The organism is Bacillus sp. FSL W8-0116 (assembly GCF_038003825.1).
Lineage (GTDB): Bacteria > Bacillota > Bacilli > Bacillales > DSM-4216 > Bacillus_O > Bacillus_O smithii.
In genome coordinates, this window is the sequence record NZ_JBBOPY010000001.1 from 658,539 (window position 1) to 681,181 (window position 22,643).

At 40.5% G+C, this 22,643-nt stretch carries 19 protein-coding genes and 2 pseudogenes; 6 read left to right on the forward strand and 15 right to left on the reverse strand.

The genetic code is table 11. The features are described from left to right. Nucleotides 1-166 precede the first annotated feature (166 nt). Nucleotides 167-2,329, forward strand: coding sequence for an ATP-dependent Clp protease ATP-binding subunit (locus N1I86_RS03090; protein ID WP_341094889.1), 2,163 nt, complete (start codon nt 167-169; stop codon nt 2,327-2,329). A gap of 209 nt (nt 2,330-2,538) precedes the next feature. On the opposite strand, the gene N1I86_RS03095 is transcribed toward N1I86_RS03090, so the two are convergent. Next, on the reverse strand, nt 2,539-2,985 hold the full coding sequence (locus N1I86_RS03095; RefSeq protein ID WP_003354359.1) for a MarR family winged helix-turn-helix transcriptional regulator: 447 nt from the start codon (nt 2,983-2,985) through the stop codon (nt 2,539-2,541). Nucleotides 2,986-3,007: 22 nt separating this feature from the next. Next, nucleotides 3,008-3,139, reverse strand: a complete 132-nt coding sequence (locus N1I86_RS03100; protein WP_261794228.1) for a hypothetical protein — start codon at nt 3,137-3,139, stop codon at nt 3,008-3,010. Nucleotides 3,140-3,895: 756 nt separating this feature from the next. Here N1I86_RS03100 and N1I86_RS03105 point away from each other — a divergent pair. Continuing rightward, the gene (locus N1I86_RS03105; protein WP_445662270.1) at nt 3,896-4,672 is read left to right on the forward strand and encodes a cache domain-containing protein; all 777 of its coding nucleotides are present in this window, start codon (nt 3,896-3,898) and stop codon (nt 4,670-4,672) included. Then, a pseudogene (locus N1I86_RS03110) lies at nt 4,582-5,337 on the forward strand (ATP-binding protein); the annotation flags it as partial. The gene N1I86_RS03105 and the pseudogene N1I86_RS03110, both read left to right, overlap by 91 nt. 173 nt (nt 5,338-5,510) lie before the next feature. Here N1I86_RS03110 and N1I86_RS03115 read toward each other — a convergent pair. The 5 genes from N1I86_RS03115 to N1I86_RS03135 all read right to left on the reverse strand — a co-directional run bounded on the left by N1I86_RS03115 (nt 5,511) and on the right by N1I86_RS03135 (nt 12,050). Beyond that, complete coding sequence (locus N1I86_RS03115) at nt 5,511-6,842, reverse strand: IS4 family transposase (RefSeq protein ID WP_341094487.1); 1,332 nt, start codon at nt 6,840-6,842, stop codon at nt 5,511-5,513. Nucleotides 6,843-6,995: 153 nt separating this feature from the next. Next, nucleotides 6,996-8,258, reverse strand: a complete 1,263-nt coding sequence (gene ltrA, locus N1I86_RS03120; protein WP_003354109.1) for a group II intron reverse transcriptase/maturase — start codon at nt 8,256-8,258, stop codon at nt 6,996-6,998. Nucleotides 8,259-8,862: 604 nt separating this feature from the next. Next, the gene (locus tag N1I86_RS03125; RefSeq protein WP_341094895.1) at nt 8,863-9,132 is read right to left on the reverse strand and encodes an aspartyl-phosphate phosphatase Spo0E family protein; all 270 of its coding nucleotides are present in this window, start codon (nt 9,130-9,132) and stop codon (nt 8,863-8,865) included. A gap of 284 nt (nt 9,133-9,416) precedes the next feature. Beyond that, nucleotides 9,417-9,902, reverse strand: a complete 486-nt coding sequence (locus N1I86_RS03130) for a methylated-DNA--[protein]-cysteine S-methyltransferase (RefSeq protein ID WP_270583950.1) — start codon at nt 9,900-9,902, stop codon at nt 9,417-9,419. A 9-nt stretch (nt 9,903-9,911) separates the two neighbouring features. After that, entirely contained in the window at nt 9,912-12,050 is a 2,139-nt protein-coding gene (locus N1I86_RS03135) for a PAS domain S-box protein (RefSeq protein WP_341094898.1), read from the reverse strand. Between the two features lie 143 nt (nt 12,051-12,193). Between N1I86_RS03135 and N1I86_RS03140 the strand changes: the two genes are divergently transcribed. Then, nucleotides 12,194-13,222: an acyltransferase family protein gene (locus tag N1I86_RS03140; protein WP_040340829.1), complete on the forward strand. Its 1,029-nt coding sequence runs from the start codon at nt 12,194-12,196 to the stop codon at nt 13,220-13,222. Nucleotides 13,223-13,607: 385 nt separating this feature from the next. On the opposite strand, the gene N1I86_RS03145 is transcribed toward N1I86_RS03140, so the two are convergent. After that, entirely contained in the window at nt 13,608-14,789 is a 1,182-nt protein-coding gene (locus N1I86_RS03145; protein WP_340397586.1) for an IS701 family transposase, read from the reverse strand. A 128-nt stretch (nt 14,790-14,917) separates the two neighbouring features. On the opposite strand from N1I86_RS03145, the pseudogene N1I86_RS03150 reads away from it, so the two are divergent. Beyond that, nucleotides 14,918-16,613: pseudogene (locus tag N1I86_RS03150) on the forward strand (B12-binding domain-containing radical SAM protein). 4 nt (nt 16,614-16,617) lie between these two features. Here N1I86_RS03150 and N1I86_RS03155 read toward each other — a convergent pair. After that, nucleotides 16,618-16,746: a hypothetical protein gene (locus tag N1I86_RS03155; protein ID WP_003354993.1), complete on the reverse strand. Its 129-nt coding sequence runs from the start codon at nt 16,744-16,746 to the stop codon at nt 16,618-16,620. Then, nucleotides 16,746-16,907 (reverse strand): hypothetical protein, encoded by a 162-nt coding sequence (locus N1I86_RS03160; RefSeq protein ID WP_003354994.1) that lies wholly within the window; start codon nt 16,905-16,907, stop codon nt 16,746-16,748. The genes N1I86_RS03155 and N1I86_RS03160 overlap by 1 nt, the downstream gene beginning before the upstream one ends. Nucleotides 16,908-17,124: 217 nt before the next feature. Here N1I86_RS03160 and N1I86_RS03165 point away from each other — a divergent pair, with 217 nt between their 5' ends. After that, nucleotides 17,125-17,331: an alpha/beta-type small acid-soluble spore protein gene (locus tag N1I86_RS03165; protein ID WP_003354995.1), complete on the forward strand. Its 207-nt coding sequence runs from the start codon at nt 17,125-17,127 to the stop codon at nt 17,329-17,331. Nucleotides 17,332-17,480: 149 nt separating this feature from the next. Here the strand turns inward: N1I86_RS03165 and N1I86_RS03170 are convergent, their stop codons facing one another. The 5 genes from N1I86_RS03170 to N1I86_RS03190 form a co-directional block, all read right to left on the reverse strand. After that, complete coding sequence (locus N1I86_RS03170) at nt 17,481-18,257, reverse strand: TerC family protein (protein WP_003354996.1); 777 nt, start codon at nt 18,255-18,257, stop codon at nt 17,481-17,483. A gap of 31 nt (nt 18,258-18,288) precedes the next feature. Then, nucleotides 18,289-18,963: a hypothetical protein gene (locus N1I86_RS03175; RefSeq protein WP_341094902.1), complete on the reverse strand. Its 675-nt coding sequence runs from the start codon at nt 18,961-18,963 to the stop codon at nt 18,289-18,291. Nucleotides 18,964-19,280: 317 nt separating this feature from the next. Further along, nucleotides 19,281-20,852, reverse strand: coding sequence for a peptide chain release factor 3 (locus N1I86_RS03180; protein ID WP_003354998.1), 1,572 nt, complete (start codon nt 20,850-20,852; stop codon nt 19,281-19,283). A 147-nt stretch (nt 20,853-20,999) separates the two neighbouring features. Next, on the reverse strand, nt 21,000-22,322 hold the full coding sequence (locus N1I86_RS03185) for a purine/pyrimidine permease (protein ID WP_341094904.1): 1,323 nt from the start codon (nt 22,320-22,322) through the stop codon (nt 21,000-21,002). 40 nt (nt 22,323-22,362) lie between these two features. Beyond that, nucleotides 22,363-22,602, reverse strand: a complete 240-nt coding sequence (locus N1I86_RS03190; RefSeq protein ID WP_341094906.1) for a YueH family protein — start codon at nt 22,600-22,602, stop codon at nt 22,363-22,365. Nucleotides 22,603-22,643 lie beyond the last annotated feature (41 nt).

The window sequence follows — 22,643 nt, forward strand, 5'->3', positions numbered from 1 at the left end:
GACTATAATAAAAGCGAAAGGTCAAAGTTAGTCAAACTTTCTCGATGATCTTTGACGAAAATCAGTTGACACTAACAGATGATCCTTTTAAATTCATCTGCTGTTTACGAGCACCTTAAAAGTCAAAGTTAGTCAAAGTCAAAACCTTTTAAGGAGGTTGAAATAAATGCTCTGTGAAAAATGCCATCAAAAACCTGCCAATATAAGCCTTCATTTGCAAATCAATGGACAATCGAAAGATTACCATTTTTGCGAAGAATGTTATGAGAAAGAAAAACAATCGATCGCTCAATTGCAAGGAGGGATGCCTATGTTCATGAATTTTGGTGGATTTCCGTTCGACGATTTCTTTAAAGGCTTCGGGGAACAACCTCCATTTGAAAACGGAACGCTAAACGCTTTTCCATACCAAGCACAGCCAAAACAAGCCGGAAACGGCAACAGTTTTCTTGACCAGTTTGGCCGCAACTTAACAAATGCAGCAAGAGCCGGCATCATCGATCCTGTTATTGGCCGCGACGAAGAAATCAACCGTGTGATTGAAATTTTAAATAGAAGAAATAAAAACAATCCGGTTCTGATCGGTGAACCAGGTGTCGGAAAAACGGCAATCGCCGAAGGGTTGGCTCTGAAAATCGCCGAAGGCTCCGTTCCTTCCAAATTGAAAAATAAAGAAGTATATTTGCTGGATGTCGCTTCACTCGTCGCGAATACAGGAATTCGCGGACAATTTGAGCAAAGAATGAAACAATTAATTGCAGAACTGCAAAAAAGAAAAAATATTATACTCTTCATCGACGAAATTCATCTTTTAGTGGGAGCCGGATCCGCTGAAGGGTCTATGGATGCCGGAAATATTTTGAAACCGGCGCTCGCACGTGGAGAATTGCAAGTGATCGGTGCCACCACATTGAAAGAATATCGACAAATTGAAAAGGATGCTGCTTTGGAACGCCGCTTCCAACCGGTTCAAGTGGATGAACCAGCACCGGAAAAAGCTTTGGAAATACTGAAAGGTTTGAAGAAACGTTATGAGGATTACCATGGCGTCCAATACACGGATGATGCGTTAGCAGCCTGCGTCCATTTATCACATCGTTATATCCAAGACCGATTCTTGCCAGACAAAGCCATTGATTTAATGGACGAAGCTGGTTCCAAATTGAACTTAACCATTACGACAAACGATAAAGACGCCATTCAAGCGCGGTTGAACCAAATAGTGAAAGAAAAAGAAAAAGCTTTACAAGAAGAACGCTATGAACTGGCTGCTAAATTAAGAGACGAAGAAGCCAGCCTTGAAAAACAACTGAACAGCGAGGCGGATTCAAACATTCGTCCGGTCGTCACTGTCGCTCATATACAAGAGATTATTGAAAAGAAAACGGGAATTCCGGTCGGCAAATTACAGCAAGATGAACAAGAAAAAATGAAACATTTAGAAGAAAACTTAGCGAAAAAAGTCATCGGCCAAGATGAAGCAGTCAAAAAAGTGGCGAAAGCCATCAAAAGAAGCCGCGCCGGCCTTAAAGCGAAAAATCGACCTATTGGCTCTTTCTTGTTCGTCGGTCCTACCGGAGTTGGGAAAACGGAATTAAGCAAAACGCTTGCCGAAGAATTGTTCGGTTCAAAAGATGCCATGATTCGTCTCGATATGAGTGAATATATGGAAAAACACAGCGTGTCAAAATTGATCGGTTCTCCTCCTGGCTATGTAGGTCATGAAGAAGCTGGTCAATTAACAGAAAAAGTTCGTCGTAATCCATACAGCATCATTTTGTTGGACGAAATCGAAAAAGCCCATCCAGACGTTCAACATATGTTCTTGCAAATTTTAGAAGATGGTCGCTTGACAGATAGTCAAGGACGAACTGTAAGCTTTAAAGACACCGTTATTATCGCAACAAGCAACGCAGGACAATCGGTTAAAACGATTACGGTTGGATTTGAAAAAAGAAATGACAAAAGCGAAAGTTCCGTGCTGGATTCGTTGAAAAATTACTTTAAACCAGAATTCCTCAATCGTTTTGACAGCATTATTGAGTTTAAACCTTTAGAAAAAGAAGAATTGAAGAAGATTGTCGATTTGATGTTGGCGGAATTAAACGAATCATTAAAAGAACAAGAAATGACGATCGAAGTAACGCCTGAAGCAAAAATGAAACTAGCTGAACTCGGCTATCATCCAGAGTTTGGCGCCCGTCCGTTGCGCCGAGTCATTCAAGAACATTTAGAAGATCCGATTGCCGATTATATGTTGGACCATCCGGATGTAAAACATTTAAAAGCCATGCTGGAAAATGATCACATCGTCATTACTGCAAACTGATATTGGCCTTGAATGAAAAGAGGCAGACACTAAAAGAGGATACGGTCTATTAAATAGATTTAACCCCACAAAGCCGTATTCTCCGTGTCAGCCTCTTTTTTTACTTTACAGCAAGCCAGAAGGATCATAGAATCGCATAAAAGTCTTTTTGATGCGAATGAAAGAGCGAACAGACGGAATGAAGAATTTTCCTATAGAAAATATGGGTTCTATGTGGATAAATCCTTCACGGCAAGTCCAATTTTTTTTAATAAACGGATAGCCGTTTCTTTCTCCTCGTCGTCCAGAACGCTCATCAGTGAATGAATGTTTTCAGCATGTTTCGGAAATATCTCTTCAATAACGGCCCTTCCTTTTTCCGTAATGGCAGCATATGTCACCCTGCGATCGGTAGGGCATGCAACCCGCTCTACCAACCCCTTTTTTTCTAATTTGTCTACTACATAAGTAATACTGCCGCTCGCCAGCAAAATTTTGCTTCCAATTTGCTGCAACGGTTGCGGGCCTTTATGATACAACAATTCCAATACGCCAAATTCCGTAGGATTTAACCCATTTTGATAAATCCATTCATTCGTTTCTTCATTGACGACTTTATATGCTCTTGACAGTACAACAAATAGTTTCAAGGACATTTGTATGTTTTTTTCTTCCATTTTCTCAATCAGTTCCTTCTATTCATAAATTCTGCATTCTTTGCGGCTCAATCACTGTCCAATCATCATGATGGCCAGCAGCTTGGTCTATTTGTACTTGTTGAATTTCGGCCATGTCCCCATTGCTGATATCATCTGTTTTTCTTTTATACAAAACAGATTTTCACCAATGCCACCGCACCATCACCTATTAACGTTTGCAACATTTGTCCAGACAAGACTTTTTCCTCATTGTAACATAATCTTTCCATTCTTTGGCCATGAGGTTTCGCAATATTGATCAAAATTCCTTCCTGCATATCAACATTATATTACTTAGACTTTGGATGAATAAACAAAGTGGTCATGCCAATTTTTTATTTTTCAATCAGAAAATCACTGCAGACCGTTGAAAGCGCCATTTTTGACGTCTTCTCTGGCAAATAAAATCGTCCATGAATGCTCGCAAACCATTTCCGGTTCTCTTCTGCTTTTTAAAATATAAGCCGCTTTCCAATCTTTCGTCTGTCAAAAGGTCTCATCAAATTCATGCAGAAATCTTGTAAAAACACGACCACTCCTTCAGTTTTATACTTATCCCATAAGAATGATTTCACCCTTGTCAATTTTAAACGTTTGCTCCTATTAAAAGATGTTTATATTCAAATTACTTTTTTTCGATCATTTTAAAGGGAAAACAACATTAAACGATTGATTTTCTCTCATTTTGACTTTTTCCCAAAGGTTTTTTTCTAGCACTTCTCATTTCAAAGTTTCTGATATAATAAAGTAGATTTCAACATCGCAGAAACATTGAATCACGAATCTGCGGGAACCATAATAGTAAGGGCGAATTTTGATGCGAAAAAACAAGAAAAAACAAAAATGGATTTATTTTTGGGTTGTAGTGGTACCAAGTATTCTAACCATCATGCTGTTCTACCGTATTTTATTAGACAATGAAAGAGACAATTATCGTCAACATATTGAATGGATCGCCTCCATTCATCAAAACCAAATCGATCAATTTATAGGGGAAACGATCACGGGATTAAACATTTTAGCTTATAGTCTGGATCCGATGCTGAATGATTTGGATTCGGTCAAAATGATCTTAAAAAAGACTCAAAACCAGGATCCGCGTTATGGAGGAATGTATATTCTAGATTTAAAAGGCAACGTGGTCACCGGAACAAACGACTTGTTAAAACACTATAATTTTAGATATATGGACTACTTTCGAGAAGTTCTTTTAACCAAACATACGGTCGTATCCGATCATCAAGAAAAGATTGATAATCAGCATGTTATTGCAGCCGCTTCTCCCATTTTGTCGAATAATAAAGTCATAGCGGTGCTGGTAGCCCATATACAAGTCGATTATATAAGAAATATCATGAAACAATTGACTCCCGATCAGGCTATATCATTTGAGAATTCAAAAGGAAAGACCATTTTTACTGTCAACAAACCACCGAAAAATAACGATACAGAAAATAAGATTCGTTATCCGCTTGAGCAATTGCCTTGGAATATTGTTCTTACGGCAGACAACCGTTATTATCGGGATGTGATTCGTTCAACCATCTTATTTGCTATCATTCCGTTTATTTTTTTCATATTCTTTTCCTTGTCTTTAAATATTTTATGCTCAAAAGACAAACGAAACTGGAACGGGTTCAAATCGAGGCTCAAAAACTGGAATTGATAGGAACGCTTGCAGCCGGCATTGCTCATGAAATTCGAAATCCTTTAACTGGAATTAAAGGGCTTGTTCAGCTTTTAAGCGAGAAATATCAAGATCAAACGGATCGTTTTTATTTTTCGGTTATTAATAAAGAAATTGCCCGCATCAATCAAATTGTCAGCGAATTTCTTATTTTAGGAAAGCCGACGGTTCAAAAAATGTCGTACACCGATATTCGTGACATTATTGTTGATTTGAATCCATTGATTTATTCAGAAGCAAACTTATACAACGTTCAATATGAGTATTCACTTCCAGATGAGCCTGCGATTCTATACTGCACGGTGGATCAGATGAAGCAAGTGCTCTTAAATTTAACCAAAAATGCTCTTGAGGCGATGAAAGATGGGGGAATTCTCCAATTAACCGTCACGAAAGCAAGCCGTTCTTGTTTGATTACGATCGCCGATAACGGAGAGGGGATCTCTCAAGAAAACTTGGAAAAGATTTTTACCCCTTTTTTTACATCGAAAGAAAATGGAACAGGGCTCGGCCTGGTCGTATGTAAACGTATCATTGAATCTTTTGGCGGAGAAATTGCGATTGAAAGCAAGCTCAAAATAGGCACCCAAGTTCGGATTACTTTGCCGCTAAAAGAAGATACAAGGGATGATATAACGAAATAATCGAGTAGGAGGGGGTGATTAACCCCATACCCGTCAAGTTAGCGGTATAAAATTTTTTAGGATGATACGCATGTTCGAAAAATCAATCAAAGGATGAAGAGAAAACCAAATGCTGGGCATGCCAAATAACCCTCAAGAAGAGGGTTATTTGGCAATTATATCCATGACCCACACTACCATATCCCCAATTTCTTTAAAAGATCCGATACCGTTTCCTCTCCTTTCCTTCGGTCTTTCCTCGCGTGTTTCCTTAACAGAGACAGGAGAGATGGAAGGGCGGTTTCCATCGCTTGGGGATGCAAAAGAAACCGATGCCAATACGATTGGAGGATATTAAGCGCTTTCCATTCACTGATCTCGATTCCCTCCCGTTGATGCCAATACCTTCGGGCTTGGAACAGAAGAGTCTGCGTGACTAAAATGGCAATCAATGTCCCATATAAGTGGCATTCGAATCGTTCCTTCTTCATCTTTTTGACACGGTCAAGATCAAATAAGGATTTCCAGCCCTTAAATAACAGCTCCACTTGCCAGCGCAGCGAATACAGCTCATAAACTTGTTGCGCATCAAACGATTCTTGTGGTAAATTGGTCAGTAAGATGTGATATTTCTTTTGTTCAAGGGTTTGGCGTGACAGCGCCTTCCCTTTCTTTTTTTCCTTTTTCCGCACGTACGCCAGCCGTTTTTCCCATTCTTCCGCCGTGAGACGGCGAAAAATCAGACGCGGAACATACAGGCGTTGGTGTCCGATATACACGTGTTCCACTTCCACGGCTTCCCCCTCGCCCAATCGATTTCCTATCGATTCCCAATCCCATTCGTGCCACTCCCCGTCCTGCTTGATATAGACTTTGATATCGGAACGCAACCGGGTAATATAATAAGCACCTCGAGCATCAATCTCCGCCAGCGTGGCGAGTGAAAAAAACCCCAGATCCCGAATGCAAAGGTCATTCGGTAAAATCGTGTGCTGGGTATGATAAGCAAAACGGGCATCGGAATCATTGGCCTGTTGGACGCACAGCTGAAGACAGGTTCCCGATAACAGCTCATACTCAAATTGGATTTTGGCGCCAGATGAAACCGAACCTTGATAGTCCTCACCATAGTCGGTCGGAAGTAAAAAACTGGTAGAGTCTAAGATCCGCAGACGGGTGAAACAAGCGCGATACGTTTCGGTGATGGAAGAGAGTGCCGGACGTTGATGCATCAGGAGAGTAAAAAAGACCTCTTTTAAAAACGCCACGGCACGAGGCGTAAACCGCTGATTCAGTCCTTCATTCGAGAGAGAGCAATCATGCCAGAGCGCCAAATCGGCACACAACCGCTGAAGCGACTGACAGGCGAGCGATCCGTCTCCCCAAGCACATAGCGTCAGAAAGGCTTCCGCTGTTAATGAACGCTGCCGCTGAATGAATCCGACTTTCCGTGCCAGACGAGTCAGTTCTTCATAGGAGAAGAGTTGACGAATCGTTTTTATCCATGCCTTCATCTTTTTTTCCATCAAAAAATAATCCTTTCCAACGATGATTTTCGTTAGAAAGGATACCATGTTTTTGGCGCTGAAAAAAGATCAAATTCTTAACTTGATGGCTATGGTGATTAACCCCCGTCCTCTCACACCACCGTACGTACGGTTCCGTATACGGCGGTTCAATCAAGATAAATGACGCAAGAATTCATAACGTTTCTGTAGACTTTTAAGCCCTTGGTTACTCCAATAGGAGTTTCCAAGGGTTCTGTGTAATATGGGACTTTTTGAGATTCGCCAATAACCTTTGCGACTGTTCCCCCATTCATAAGCTTTCCATTCAGGAACTCCTAGTTTTATGAGGTTGCGTATCCTGGTCTTTGAGGTCTTCCAGTTTTTCCATAAACACATCCGGAGTCTTCGTCGAATCCAGCCATCCAAATCTTCAAAGATACTCTTTGTGTCTGCTAATGCAAAATATCCACACCATCCAAGTAGATATTGGTTAAGTTTCTTAATCCGATATTCCATTGGGTATGGTATTTTTCTTGACGTGATTTCTCGCACCTTTTTCTTCATTCGTTTTAGACTTTGCTTGGCAATCCGAACTTTTGGCTCTTTTGAAGGTGTAAAACTAAATCCTAGAAACTTTCGTTTCCATGGTCGGTCAACCGCAGATTTCTTCTCGTTGACTTTTAGACGAAGTTTTCCCTCAATAAATCGTTTGACACTAGCCATGGTTCTTTCACCAGCCCGTTTTGACTTCACGTAAATATTACAGTCATCGGCATAACGAACAAATTTATGCCCTCTTTTCTCTAATTCTTTGTCTAGTTCATCTAGTACAATATTCGAAAGTAAAGGGCTTAGGGGGCCACCTTGCGGCGTCCCTTCTTCTGTCCTAGATACCACACCATTAATCATGACACCAGCTTGTAGATATTTGCGGATTAGCTTCAATAGTGGCTTTTCTTTAATAGTCTTGGCTAATGTACTCATCAGCCTGTCATGATTCACTCGATCGAAGAACTTTTCTAAATCCATGTCTACTACCCATCTATAACCATCTCTGATATAGCCTTTTGCTTTCCTAACTGCGTCATGAGCACTTCGATTTGAACGAAACCCATAACTATGTTCGGAGAACATAGGGTCATATATCCTCGATAATACTTGGGCAATTGCTTGTTGAATCAAACGGTCTGTTACGGTTGGAATACCTAGTAACCGAACACCGCCATCAGGTTTCGGGATTTCGACTCTTCGAACAGGCATTGGTTCATAGGTACCCTTGAGAATTGCTTCTTTAATGGATATCCAGTTTTCGACTATGTGCTGACGTAGGTTTTGTACGGGCATCATATCTACTCCATGGCTACCTTTGTTCTTTTCTACTCTTTGTAAAGCTAAAAGCATATTCTCCCGTGACAGGATTTGATTCAAAAGCATTGTTATTCTTCCTTCCGTGAATAGCTTATCTTCTTATGCCAGTGGTCACTCCACCCTCCAAGAGGTCCCCCACGGGATTCACCGTTTCCTTCCTCAAGTGAGGTACTACGTTTTCTGTGTTCAACATGACACACTGAATGCAAAGGGCTATTCTCTCTTAATTGTTCAGTCCTTCCGAATTGTTCTAGACCAATTCGTACTATGACCTCTGCTGACTTCTGATGGCTCAGCTACTTATCACTAAGTAGGTTATGAAGGCTACTTCACGTATCCATCAGACCTCCCCGGGTAAGAGTGTAATCTTTCCTTCCATCCATCTGCTTCATTTACTCTGTATCACCTTCGGCAGAAAGGGCTTTGTTTTGTTGTGCAAACTCACCCAGTGATACCTAGCCTCCTATGAAGTTCGTGTTCCGAGAGACCTTAAAGTTTGCCGCCCGCTTCCTTCAGATTCCGCGTCACCACGGACACCCTTGCGTTAAGCTAACTGCTACTTCTGCCTTCGCAGCTCGGGACTTTCACCCTATAGATTACACCCATGCCGGGCGCACACAAAAAAGCCAGGAAGGAAATCTTCTCCTGCCTGGCTTAGCTATCCACAGTGTCAGACCATACTGGCCATACAAGAAGAAAGTGTCGCTTTTCGAATACGGACTGCCACTTTTTTTCCGGACCGGTATCTTTTGATCGTATTGGTTTGCGTTTTGTCGTAGAAGTATTGATAACGATTCAAAAGCTGATCCAATTCTTGGCTGCATTGAATGGTTTCTTTAGCATCAAGTCCCATTAAACTGCCAAGCCGAATCATCTCTTCTCGTTTTTCCTGAATTTTTTCCATCAAATACGCCTGATCATACCAAAAACAATCACTCACTTTACTTCCCCCAGATTATTCTTTTTTCCAACACAGCCGTATCATAAACGCTTCGAGATCCGCTAAATTCTCTCATTTCTCGCATTTCATAAGTATTTTACCGTAGGATTATCTCAAGATTTTTCGAAAATGTAAATAGATTCGGAAAAATAAGACATAAAATGGCATTACTGATCATATTTTGACATATTTCGATTGATCCGCCTTAATCTTTCATCCCATTTGGAAGAAAAACTCTCTCATACGTTTGAAATCACAAACATGTATACATCTCCATAAAACTGTCACACCATCATAAACAGACTCGTTTTCTCGAGTTCTAAAAGAATGGCTTTTTTATCAATTTGTTTTCCGGCATAACCAATCAACTGATTGTTTTTCCCGATCACTCGATGACAAGGGATAATGATCGGTATCGGATTGGCTTTATTCGCTTGTCCTACCGCTCTGACGGCATTCTTATTGCCAATCGCTGCCGCAATCTCTTGATAGCTTCTCGTTTCTCCATAAGGAATATGAAGAAGTTCGTTCCATACTTTAAGCTGAAATTCCGTTCCTTTCAGAAAAATTGGAAGCTGAAAAACCTTTCTTTTTCCGTCAAAATACTCCAAAAGCTGTCCTCTGGCCTCCATTAATAAGGCGTCTTTTTCCGTTTTCTTTATCTCTTCATTTTCCGCTTTTTCACCAAATTCCAGTCCGATGATTCGTTCTCTGCTCGATACGATCGTCAAATTTCCGATCGGACTGTTCATCGTTAAAAATAATTTCATCTTTCTCTCTTACTCCTTTTTAACAGGCAAATAAATATAAAATGTTGTTCCCTTGCCAACACTACTTTTTACTTCCACTTTTCCATTATGTTCTTTAATGATTTTGAAGCTGACCATTAAACCAAGCCCCGTCCCCCGTTCTTTTGTCGTGTAAAACGGCTCGCCTAGCTTCTTGATCTTTTCTTCCGGAATGCCCGTCCCTTCATCCGATATCATAATACAAATATACTCTTTTTCCACTTTGCTTTGAATCAAGACATTCCCGCCTTTTGGCATCACTTCAATGGCATTTTTAATAATATTGATAAATACTTGTTTTAATTGATTGGATTCCGCATAAACAGCCGGCAAGTTTTGATCCATTTCCATAATAAGCTGAACATTGGTCATTAAGGCCTGTGGCGTAAGGAGGTCAACTGTATGTCTGATGACGTTTCCAATATCGACTTTTTGGAATTGAACCGCTTGAGGCTTGGCCAATATTAAAAACTCGGTAATGATCGATTCAATTCTTTCCAATTCTGTTTTAATGACTTCAAAATACATTGCATATTGACCATTTAAGTTATGCTCCAACAGTTGGATAAACCCTTTCATCGCCGTCAAGGGATTCCGGATTTCATGGGCGATGCCTGCCGCCAGCTCGCCGACCACATTCAACGTATCCGATTTTCTCAACTGCTCCTGTATTTTGATTTGTTCCGTCACGTCCCGAATCACCGTTAAATTCAGTTTGGAAGCCAGCTCAAAATATTTCGTCTCCTCACCGCATTTTTTCGTTAAAAGCAATTTCGCCTGTCCATGTTTTTTTACCTGACAAAAGTAATTTCTCTCTTCTTCTCTACTGGCATAAGATTTCATAACGTCCCTTACGTCCTGATTCAGGAACGTTTCTTTTTCCGCTTTTAACAAGCGGCAAGCCACATGATTAATATCTTTAATCACATAATGTTCGTCCCATAAAATCATGCCGTCCATCGATTCTTCAAAAACTTTGCGAAAACGCTCTTCACTCTCTCTCAATTCTTTTTCCATCCGATAACGGTCACTGACATTTCGGAAAATACTAAGATGATATTGTCCATCGGATGGCATTTTCACTGTAAATTCCAGATGCTTCTTTTGTCCATTAGGCATTTGAAAAAGCATTTCTTCCCTGGCTTGTCCATCTCGGTTCAGCTGCTTAATCACTTTCTCGTAGTCATCTATGTTATCAATAAAATCAATAAGGTTTCTGTTGAGCAGTTCTTCTAAAGTGCATTCAAACACCTTCAGCGCTAAGCGGTTCGCTTTAATGATCGAACCATCCCGGTTCCAAAACACGATCGCATCTACAGCTTCATTAAACAATTCCTCAAACATTTTTTCGCTTTTTTTTAATCTGATTTCCATCTGCTCATGTTCGTTCATACCTTGCATGATCGCCAAATTGATCCCTAAGTCTTTGACGGGAATCACAATATAATCGAAAATCGTCATACCGTTGGCATGGATCATCGGGATTTCTCCGACTGTTTTTCTCCCCAGCTGAATCATCTCTTGAATCTCTTCAAATTGGTTTTGATATTCTTTTGGAACAAAAGAAGCAACCGTTCTCGTTTTTGCTTCCGACATGGTAACAGACATTTCTCGGCAGAACGCAGGATTCACATCCAATATGTTGCCTTGGCAGTCAAACAGAAGAATAGCATTCGATGCGTGTCTGTAAATATTTCTCAACATCATGGAAGTCGTAACAGCAAAGCGATCTTTTTCTTTTAAGTAGGTGATGTCACGCAAATAGTATATAACCATCTGGAGATTTTCATCGCGTTGAATCGTGATTTGCACAAATTTCATCGTGCCATCTTTTAAATGAAGGACCGTTTCATCTTCCAGTTTACCGTGTTCATGCAGCTCCTCTTTAAAATAAACCAAAATTTCCTCTGGAACAGCCGGAAAAAAAACCTTCCATTCATGCTCCATCAATTCACGTTTCGTCAAATGCACCAAATCAGCAGCCGCTTGATTGGCATATATGATTTTTGAGTCCATAGTAGTGACAATGATAGCTTCCCTTGAGCCTTCCAGTATCTTTTGATAGAATTGTAAAGTGTTCTCATCGGACAGCCGTTCTGCGACCTTTTGCCGTTTCTCCTTCTTTTCCATTCCTTCGCCTCCTAAGTTTTGAAAACACTAAACGTTCATTCCTTAAGCAATCGAGTTTATATGAGTGGTTGTTAGGGTATAACTATAAATGTTTTTGGCCTTTGCGCCATGATGGATACTTCATAATGAAGGTGATCATTCGAATGTCAAAAAGAGATTTCTACTTTGACAACGCAAAATTTATACTCATCTTTTTCGTTGTTTTCGGTCATATCATACAGTCTTATATTCATGACAATTCCGTGATTACAGCCTTGTACATGACCATTTATACGTTCCATATGCCGGCGTTTACACTCGTTTCCGGCTATTTCGCTAAAGGGTTTTACAAAAAAGGATATGTAAAAAAATTGGCGAAAAAATTATTGATTCCTTATTTGATCTTCCAAATGATATATACCATTTTTTACTATTTCCTTTACCAAGAACATACTTTTCAAATCGAGCCGTTCGTTCCACAATGGTCCTTGTGGTTTTTGCTCAGTTTATTTTTCTGGAATGTGCTGCTGATTTTGTTCGTGAAAATCTTTCAATTAAAAGAAAGTCTTTCTCTTTTTATTTCTTTGATTTTGGGCCTTGTGGTTGGATGTTTTGAAGATCATTTGGATGTTCTCAGTTTTTCACGGACGTTTGTGTTCTTTCCGTTTTTCTTGCTCGGATTTTATTTAAAGAAAGAACATTTTTCGTCTATCATTACGACAAAAGCAAGAATCCTTTTTCTAATGGTTTTGTTGACCGTCCTGGTGTCGGTTTATTTTCATCCGAACTTAAATGAAAATTGGCTTTTAGGGTCCAAGTCTTATGCGCAGCTCCATTCTGATAACTTTACCGGGATGGTTTTACGAATTGGCATATACGCCATTAATATTTTAATGGTTTGCTGCTTTTTCGCTTTTGTTCCCCAACGAAAATTTTTCTTTACTCATTGGGGGAAAAATACGTTATATGTGTATCTTCTGCACGGCTTTTTTGTCAAAACTTTTCGTGAAAGCGACATGAAAAATTCGGTGGAGTCTGTCATTCTTTTGCTGATCGTATCGTTTTTGCTGACTGTCTTTTTGTCCAGCTCTTACATGACAGCCGTCGCACAACCAATTATTGAGATGAAGTGGGGAAAATTAAAAAAGATGATCCTCCATTTGAAAAAATCATCGAAATACATGGAAAGCTAGCATCGTTTTCGTACATAAAATAGTATTCGGAAAAAAATGGACATTTCCTGCTAAAGAATAAAAAAGACCATTGTTTTTTGTTTTACTAGCTGGACGATACCGAAAAACCGTCTCCCTTCCAAACGACGAAAAATTTTCCCGATGTTGGAAGGGAGATTTATTATGGAAACTTTTCTATATGTTGTCCTTTTTTCCCGTACTTTTATAAAATAGATTTAGTGATTTTCGCACGTTTGAACAAATGAAAAAATATTGAAATCGAATAGAAAAAGGAGTAACATCGATGCGCATAATTGTCAGTACATTGAATGCTAAATTTATACACTGTAGTTGAGCAATTTTAATTACAATAATTACCATGTAAAAGAGACAAACAGGGTACCCCTTATGCCACGTGGAGCTGTTTTTTCACGGTATCAATGGGAATATTTTGTTTCGCTGCACGGTAAATGAACTCCACGAGGCTATGTCCTTTTCTCTTGCGCAGAAGATCGAGCCCATCAGAAAAATCGCTGTTCGACTCGAACATGCTGTACACGTAAGCAAGCTGCACCAAGATCCAGTAGCGTTTCACCGCCCGACGTCCGCGAACGCGGTATCCATCGAGTTTCAGCTGGTCTTTCGCTTGACGGAAAAAACATTCGATCGACCAACGCTGGGCATAGTAGCGCAAGATCTCTTCATCGCTTAGATCCCGGTCGGTGCTCAAGACGCAGTGAAGATGTTCCGATGTCATCGGCTGATCGGCTTTCCAAGCGAGCAGCACCACGGCATCATCGAGACCTTTGAGAGAGCCTTCGTAGCGATAAACCCGATAACACTCTTCTCCCACCGTGACGAGGTGAGTGTCTTTCGGTTCGATGTAGCGGGCAAACTCCCTCACCTGAACCGCAATGCCTTTTGGATAAAGAAGCCGATTGGCCTTGAGCATTGCGATTACGTGGAATCCCTTTTTCAGACAAGCTTCCACGAGCGTTTGCGATGGATACCAAGAGTCCATCAGCACATAAACAGGACGGTGTACATCCAAAGAAGAAAGCATCTCGATCGCGAGTTCCCCCTTGCTTTTCCCAGCCGCCTTGTCGTAGAGGCGGAACGCAAAGGGAAAAGCCTGGGTCATCGTATGAACCATGAGCCAAACGAGAGAATGTCCCCAGATCGACTTTTTCTCTGTGTGAGAATAGTGCCAATCACACCCTTGAATGGCGTGCGTTGCCTGTGACGAAGGCTTGGTTTTTTGGCAAATCGTATCATCGATCGAAACAAAAAGGGGTTGATTCTCCTGTTTGGCGATGCGTTCGACACGACGAAGCATCCACTGTTGAAGTTTGCGAAGCAGCGTCTCTTCATCCCAAGGGCTTTTCGTGAAAAAATGGCTGAGTGTCGTGCGGTGGTTCGGATGAAAGCTCCAATGATGAAGATCGGTCAATGTTCCCGCAAATCCTTTGGTGGTCAGCGCATCCACGATATGAACGAGATGCTTCATGACAGGTTTTGAAAAATAAAGTGCCAACCCCAACATCGTGAAAAACTTGTGGATTCCTTGATGATGTGCTAATCTATTCATGAGACATGAACCTCCTTGTGAATAGTTTTGGTGACACATCTATTCTAATCAAGGAATCGGGTTCATGTCTCTTTTTTTGTTTGGTTGTAAATTTATGTTAGCGAATTTGCTCATCTACAGTTATACATATGAACTTGGCGATACGCTATTTAAAAGCGTATGTTCAATCAAAATACAATGTGGAAATTGCGGAGTATACCATTAAAGATCCCGTCATGAATATTGCGACCGATTTGTTCAACCGAAAACCCGATGTATTAGGATTTAGCTGCTATATTTGGAATATCGAAGAAACGATTAAAGTAATCAAATTAGTCAAAAAAATTATGCCAAATGTAATCATTGTCCTTGGCGGTCCTGAAGTTTCTTACGATGTCCCTTATTGGCTCAAAAGAATTCCGGAAGCAGATTTTATTGTGATGGGCGAAGGGGAAAAAACGTTTGAACAGCTGCTTGATGAAATCAACGGGAATCAAGATTTCAGCACAGTTCCCGGAATCGGATTTATCAAGGAAGGTAAAGTCCAGATCAATCCCCCTGCAAACAAGCTTGATTTAAGGGAAATGCCGTCGCCGTTTCGATTCGAAGAGGATATACCGGATCGTATATATTGAAACGAGCCGTGGATGTCCTTTTCAATGCCAGTTTTGCCTTTCCTCGATTGAAGTGGGAGTTCGTTACTTTAACCGTGAAAAAATAAAAGATGATATCCGTTACCTGATGAAGAATGGAGCGAAGACCATCAAATTTGTAGACCGAACATTTAATATTAGCCGAAGCTACGCCATGGATATGTTTCAATTTTTAATTGAAGAACATCTCCCGGGCACCGTGTTTCAATTTGAAATCACCGCAGACATTATGAGGCCGGAAGTGATTGAATTTTTGAACCGTGAAGCACCCCCTGGATTATTTCGGTTTGAAATCGGCGTTCAATCGACCAATGATTTAACGAACGAACTGGTGAAAAGAAAACAAAATTTTGCAAAACTGACACGGACCGTCACGATGATAAAAGAAGGCGGGAAAATTGACCAGCATTTAGATTTAATTGCCGGCCTTCCGGAAGAAGATGACCAATCGTTCCGGAAAACGTTCAACGACGTATTTGCACTTAGACCGGAAGAACTCCAACTTGGTTTTTTAAAAATGCTCCGGGGAACCGGTTTGAGAATCAACGCCCGTAAATACGGATATATTTATATGGATCATGCTCCGTATGAAATTTTGCAAAATCATGTTCTGGATTTTGAAGATATTGTCAAAATCAAGCAAGTGGAAGATGTACTTGAAAAATATTGGAACGATCATCGAATGGATCAAACGGTAGAATTTCTCGTCTCCCACGTTTTTCCTTCTCCATTCGATTTTTTTCAATCGTTTGGCAGCTATTGGGAAGAGCGAAAATGGTCAAGAATAGGCCATCAACGAGAAGACCTTTTCTTACGGCTTAAAGAATTTCTGCAAAATGAACGAGTAGAACAATGGCCTTTGATTGAAGGATTCATGAAATACGACTTTTTGACTAACGCTCGCTACAAGCCGCGAAAACCATGGTGGAACACTGTTTTGGATAAAAAAGAACGGGCAGCGGTATATGCCCGCTTATTAGAAGAACCGACATTATTAGGCAAAAACTTTGCAAGTCTCAATCTGGATGAAAAAGATTTGTACAAACACACAATTTTAGAAAAAATTCCTTTCGATATAGAGCATTATTTTCAAACAGGAAACATTGTCGATTCGCCAAGCTATCTTCTTGTCTATTATCAGCCCGCTACAGGTGAACCTGTTTCTTTTTTCTTACATGAAAAGGAATGCTGAGCGCTCAGCATTCCTTCTTTTTATTTTGCTTTTTTTTCGCTTCTTTATGGGTGATATCATATAATTTAGAGGCGTTCACATCTCCAAATTCAAGGCCATACTCTACTTGCAATGAAGGTTTCTTTTTTTTCATTATCCTCTACCCTTTCTTCCCTGTTTGGAATTGCGGTTGGCATGTTTGATTGCTTCTTCGCCATTGGCAAACTCAACGGAAAAATCCGTTTCCTTCACATTTTCTTTCGGTGTTTTGCTGTATTTTTCCACCGCATTCTTTTCCGCTTTTCGCTTCGGCAATAAAAGTACCTCCCTTCCATTCGGTTATTTTCTATCATGACCAAAATAAAAACGATTATCCTGACCTACACACGAATAAACAGATCGAACAGTTCATGAAGAAATGCTTATTCCAAATTTTTGTTTCATGATTTGCCGTCATGGGGAAAAAATAAAATTGAATGGACCATTGAACACGAATGGTCTAATATTAAAGTTTTTAAAGGAGGATGCACCAATGGCAGGCAGTCGAAATAAATTATTAATACCAGGAATTGAACAATATCTTGATTCTATCAAATATGAAATTGCCGAAGAATTCGGCGTACAGCTAGGCTCCAACACTGCTTCCCGCTCCAACGGGTCTGTCGGTGGAGAAATAACAAAACGACTTGTGAAGCATGCCCAATCCGAACTAGCTGGATCACAAAATCAAGAATCATGACGTTCAACTAATAAGACCTTCACTCGAGAAGGTTTTGAAAAGTCGCTTTCAAAACATTTTTCAGAACCTATAAAACCATAACAAAAGAGGCTAGACCATATCGAATATGAATAAGTCCGCCTCTTTTGTAATGCTTGTCTTCATTCTTCTTATTGTCTACCAAAATTCTCTTTAACCATTTCTTTTTTTCGCGACACCACATAACCAATAACGGCGATGGCAATCAAAACACCCCAGAAAACGGATTTCCAGCCGATAGATTCCGGAAAATGCTCATCTAGAATATGAATTTTAGGATGAGCAAGCGTGAAAACAATCAATTTTACACCAACCCACCCCACAATTAAAAAGGCCGCTGTTTCCAATGTTGGATATTTTTCTAGCAGCTGGACGAACCAAGAAGCGGCAAATCGTATTAACACTAACCCAATCATACCGCCAAGAAACATGACGATAAATTGTCCGCCGTCAATTCCACCTATTTGGAACGAGCCGATAGGACTTAATGTGATGGCCATCGCCACAGCTGCCAACATCGAATCGATTGCAAAGGCAATATCCGCTATTTCGACTTTTAGAACCGTCAACCAAAAAGAGGTTCCTTCCAAATTTTTTGGACTTTCCGATTTTTTCTCCTCACGTTTCCATTTTTTGATTAAATGATTGATCATGATATACAGTAAATACAATCCTCCGACGGCTTGAACTTGCCAGACATTCACTAAATAGGAAATTAAAAACAAAGCTAAAAAGCGGAAAAGAAACGCCCCGGCCAAACCGTAAAACAGCGCCTTCTTTTGATCTTCTTTTGGCAAATGCTTGACCATCACAGCCATAACAACCGCATTATCAGCTGCCAAAATTCCCTCCAATACGACCAGAATCAACAAAACCCATCCATATTCCATCAGCAATGCAATATCCATTTTTCTCCTCCTCCCTTGATTTACAAAAGTTTCACAAAAAAAGACCTTTGCCCGTTATCGTACAGGCAAAGGTCTTGCGATGCATGATCCAATGTTCATGCCAACAAAGCCGATGGAAAGCTCCATGAATTGACGACTTTGTTGTAGGCTGAATCAGCCCAATGCTACTCCCCTTTGACTTAAAAGCCAAGGTATTCATATTGTTATTAACATTATATGTTTCGAAACAGAAATTGTAAACATTATTTTTCTGAAAATGCAACAAAAAGATTCTCATCAGTATACCGGCGACCACGCCAAGAAGCAAAAAGAGCATCGGAGTAAATATTGGACCTAAAAATGCAGAGCCAACATAGACTTTCGGCGAGTAAATCAAGCCTAGTGTGACGGTATAAGCTGAAAAAACAAATGGAAAATACGCATATTTTTCTTTCTCATTCGAAGCCATTTTATAGGCATCCCACATCGAAAACATATACAAACACGGATAAAACATAAGCCACTGATAATCGACAATTTCAGCTGCTTTTTTCGTTTTTCCTAAAAAACTAAGTATAATACCTTCATTAAAACGACTAAGAAGGTTAACGCAAATTTCCAATACAACCAATAAAATCCCTTTTACCCATTCACCTGCTAAAAGCTGAGGAAAGCCGGGAAACGCGATGCTCCAAAGCACTGCCTCCAACTTTGTTAGCCTTTTCATATTTTCTTTCGCCGGTTGGCAGCCAGTTGATCTTCTTGAAGTTGAAAAATTCCGCTGCTCATAGAACCTGCCTCCTGATTTCTGCTTATCCATAGTTTATTCGTTTTAAAGCAAATTAAACATCAGCGTAAGGTTCATTTCACTTTGCAAGACGGATTTTCCTTTTGCTGCAAAAAGATTTTCCGCTGTCGAATTCATGACCATCCATACAAATTCGAATGATCTTTTTTCGCTCTCGCTTAAAAGGGGCCCATCCATTGACGGCCCCTTGCTTCAAAAAAGTATTTAAAGTTTAGCAACAATAAAAGATTCGTCCTTTAGTCCATTGGATTATATAAATGAATATCGGGATTTTTTTCTTGAAACCAGCGAAGTGCGAAATCATTTTCGAATAAAAAGACCTTTCTGTCAAAGCGATCCTTCACCAACAAACTGCGGCTGCTGGATAAAGAATCATTCACGGCGTCTTCATTTTCAATCCAACGTGCGATTTTGGACCCCATCGGCTCCATTAATACTTCTGAGTTATATTCGTTTTTCATACGATGTTCAAATACTTCAAATTGCAATTGTCCGACAGCTCCGAGAATATACTCTTCAGTGCGATAAGTTCTAAACAACTGAATGGCTCCTTCTTGAACTAACTGCTGTATCCCTTTATGGAAACTTTTTTGTTTCATCACATTTTTTGGAGACACTTTTACAAACAGCTCCGGTGTAAACTGCGGCAGTTTTTCAAAATGAAATAATTTTTTGCCCTCTACAATCGTGTCTCCGATTTGATAGGTCCCGGTATCATATAATCCGATAATATCGCCGCTGACTGCTTCGTCCACAGTACTGCGATCATCGGCCAAGAACTGCGTAGATTGACTAAGCTTCATGCTTTTCCCCGTTCTGGATAAGGTCACTGACATCCCTCTATTGAATTTTCCGGAACAAATTCGAACAAACGCAATTCGATCACGATGAGCGGGATTCATATTGGCCTGGATTTTAAAAACAAATCCTGAAAAAAGATCACTGCAAGGATCTATTTCCCCTTGATCAGATAGCCGAGGCTGAGGTTCGGGGGCAAATTGCAAATACGTCTCTAAAAAGGTTTGTACGCCGAAATTGGTCAATGCACTTCCAAAAAAGACCGGAGTCAATGTTCCTTCTCTGACACGCTCTTCTGAGAATTCATTTCCCGCTTCATCCAACAGCAAAATATCTTCCAAAGTTTGTGTATATAAATCGGATTCTTTTATGGGATGGTCGCCGATGATTTCTCCATTTTCATCCAGAGAAAGGAACCGTTCTTCTTCCTCTACTCGAAATTGTTCAACGCGGTGATAAAAACGGTCATAAATTCCAAAGAACTCTTTACCCATGCCAATAGGCCAATTCATCGGGTAAGAGTCGATTCCCAAAACCTCTTCTAATTCAGACAACAGTTCAAGCGGTGGTTTCCCCTGCCGATCAAGCTTATTAATAAAAGTGAAAATCGGAATACCCCGCATGCGGCATACTTTGAACAATTTAATCGTTTGAGCTTCGATCCCTTTCGCCGCATCGATAATCATGACGGCACTGTCAACGGCCATGAGTGTACGGTATGTGTCTTCGCTAAAATCTTGGTGGCCCGGTGTGTCTAAAATATTGACCCGATAGCCGTTATACTCAAATTGCATAACGGACGAAGTGACCGATATTCCTCTTTGTTTTTCTATTTCCATCCAATCGGAAGTAGCATATTTTCCGGTTTTCTTTCCTTTTACCGTTCCTGCTGCCCGAATGGCGCCCCCAAAAAGAAGCAGCTTTTCCGTAAGAGTGGTTTTTCCCGCATCCGGGTGAGAAATAATTGCAAACGTTCTTCGCGAACGGACTTCTTCCTGTAATGATGCCATATAGAATCAATTTCCTTTCCAAAATTCAACTTAAATGGCCCGAGACTGGCCTTAAGATCGTTACCTTTTCTATCATATTCTTTCAAAATCAGAATTTCAATGTGATTTCATCATAAAAAAGACTTTGAAATCAGGATCTCGGCATGTCTAACGGAAAAACGGCTTTTTTTCTTTCCTGCTAAATTGTTTCCCTTCTGGTCGCCAAATATGTTCCAACAATAAAGCCAGAAGCATTCCAATCATGATACCGTTGCTGACCACATACTGCACAATGGCTGGCAACCCTTGAAACACAGATTGAGGTAAAAACATAATGGCCGTTCCTAGCGAAAGAGACATGCCGACAATCGTCAAGCGTCTTTCATCCAGAGGGGATTTCAAAATAGAATTCAATCCAATTCCCAACATTTGAGTAAATGTTACTAACATGGCCGCGTATGCAATCGGACCCGGCAAAAGCGACAACGCTTGATAGACAGCCGGTAAAAATGAACTGACAATCAAAAGTACACAACCGATCATATAAGGCTTCATACGGCTTTGGCCCGTCATACGGACAAAACCCGCCGAAATGGACAATGGGACAACCCCAACAGAAGAAAATAAGGAAGACAACAGATTGTTAACCCCGCTGATGATTCCGGCTCGGTTCAGTCTCCCGCTTTCCTCTTGCCGATCAACTACTTGCTGCATGGCCGCCACACTGGCAATAATATTGCTGATTAATACAAAAGCAACTAATACAGCGGAAACCGCCATGCCTGCGTCCAATTTTGGCCATCCCCAAGCGAAAAACTTAGGAAATGAGACAACTGAAGAGACAGCCGGAGCCTTTTGTTCAAATCCATTTAGCATTATAAAGGTTAACCAGCCGAGAAGAATCCCTATGAGGACAGCGTAACTTTTGAAAAATCCCCTTCCCCATACAGACAAAATAAATACTAATATAAAGACGATAAAAGAAACGAGCACATGGCCTGCTTTTATTTCTCCTCCGGAATCGCCAACACCGATCATACCTTTTAAAAACACACCGGAAAGTTGGAGGGATAAAAGAATTAAATAGACTCCTGTCACAAGAGGCGTAAACAACTCAAGCATATAATTCATCAGCCCCATGGCTCCGATGACAAGCAATACCCCTCCCGCAACTAACATTCCGCCTTCAAGCAATTGTAAAACTTGGAATGGATGAGAATGCCCCGCGGCTGCCATTTCCCCCATCAACACGAAGATGCCAAGCCAAATTCCCGCCGGCCCATCGGCAATCGGCAATCGGTGACCAATCCAGCCGGAAAGCAGGGAAGATATGCCAACAACCAAAAAAGTCCGCTGCAAAAGTTCGGCAATCTGATCGACGGACAAGTGGTAGACTTGTCCAACGACAATAGGAAGTACAATGGAATTGGCAAGTAAAAAAATAAACCATTGTAGTGACGCAACAGCGGTTTCCACTGTCCGTTCTTTCATAAGGGGTCCCTTTCTTTCCATTGAGCGGCACCTCACATCCCTACATCTCTCTTGTCCATTGATAAATCCGCTTTGCCACTTCATCTGATTCGTTTTTTGACAATGCCTTTGACAAAGAATCACTCATTTTCCTTAAAAGCGGTTCCCTTTCCTCTTCGTATGTAAAAAAGATGGACCATTCTATTTCAGGAATAGAAACGACGAAGTAATCCTCTTTTTTATTTTCGTAAATAAAGATATTCGTTTCATTTCCGTTTATTTCTGTTTTACGAATTTTCATTTTGTTTTCCCCTTCCTATAAAAATGCAGTCATTTCAATAA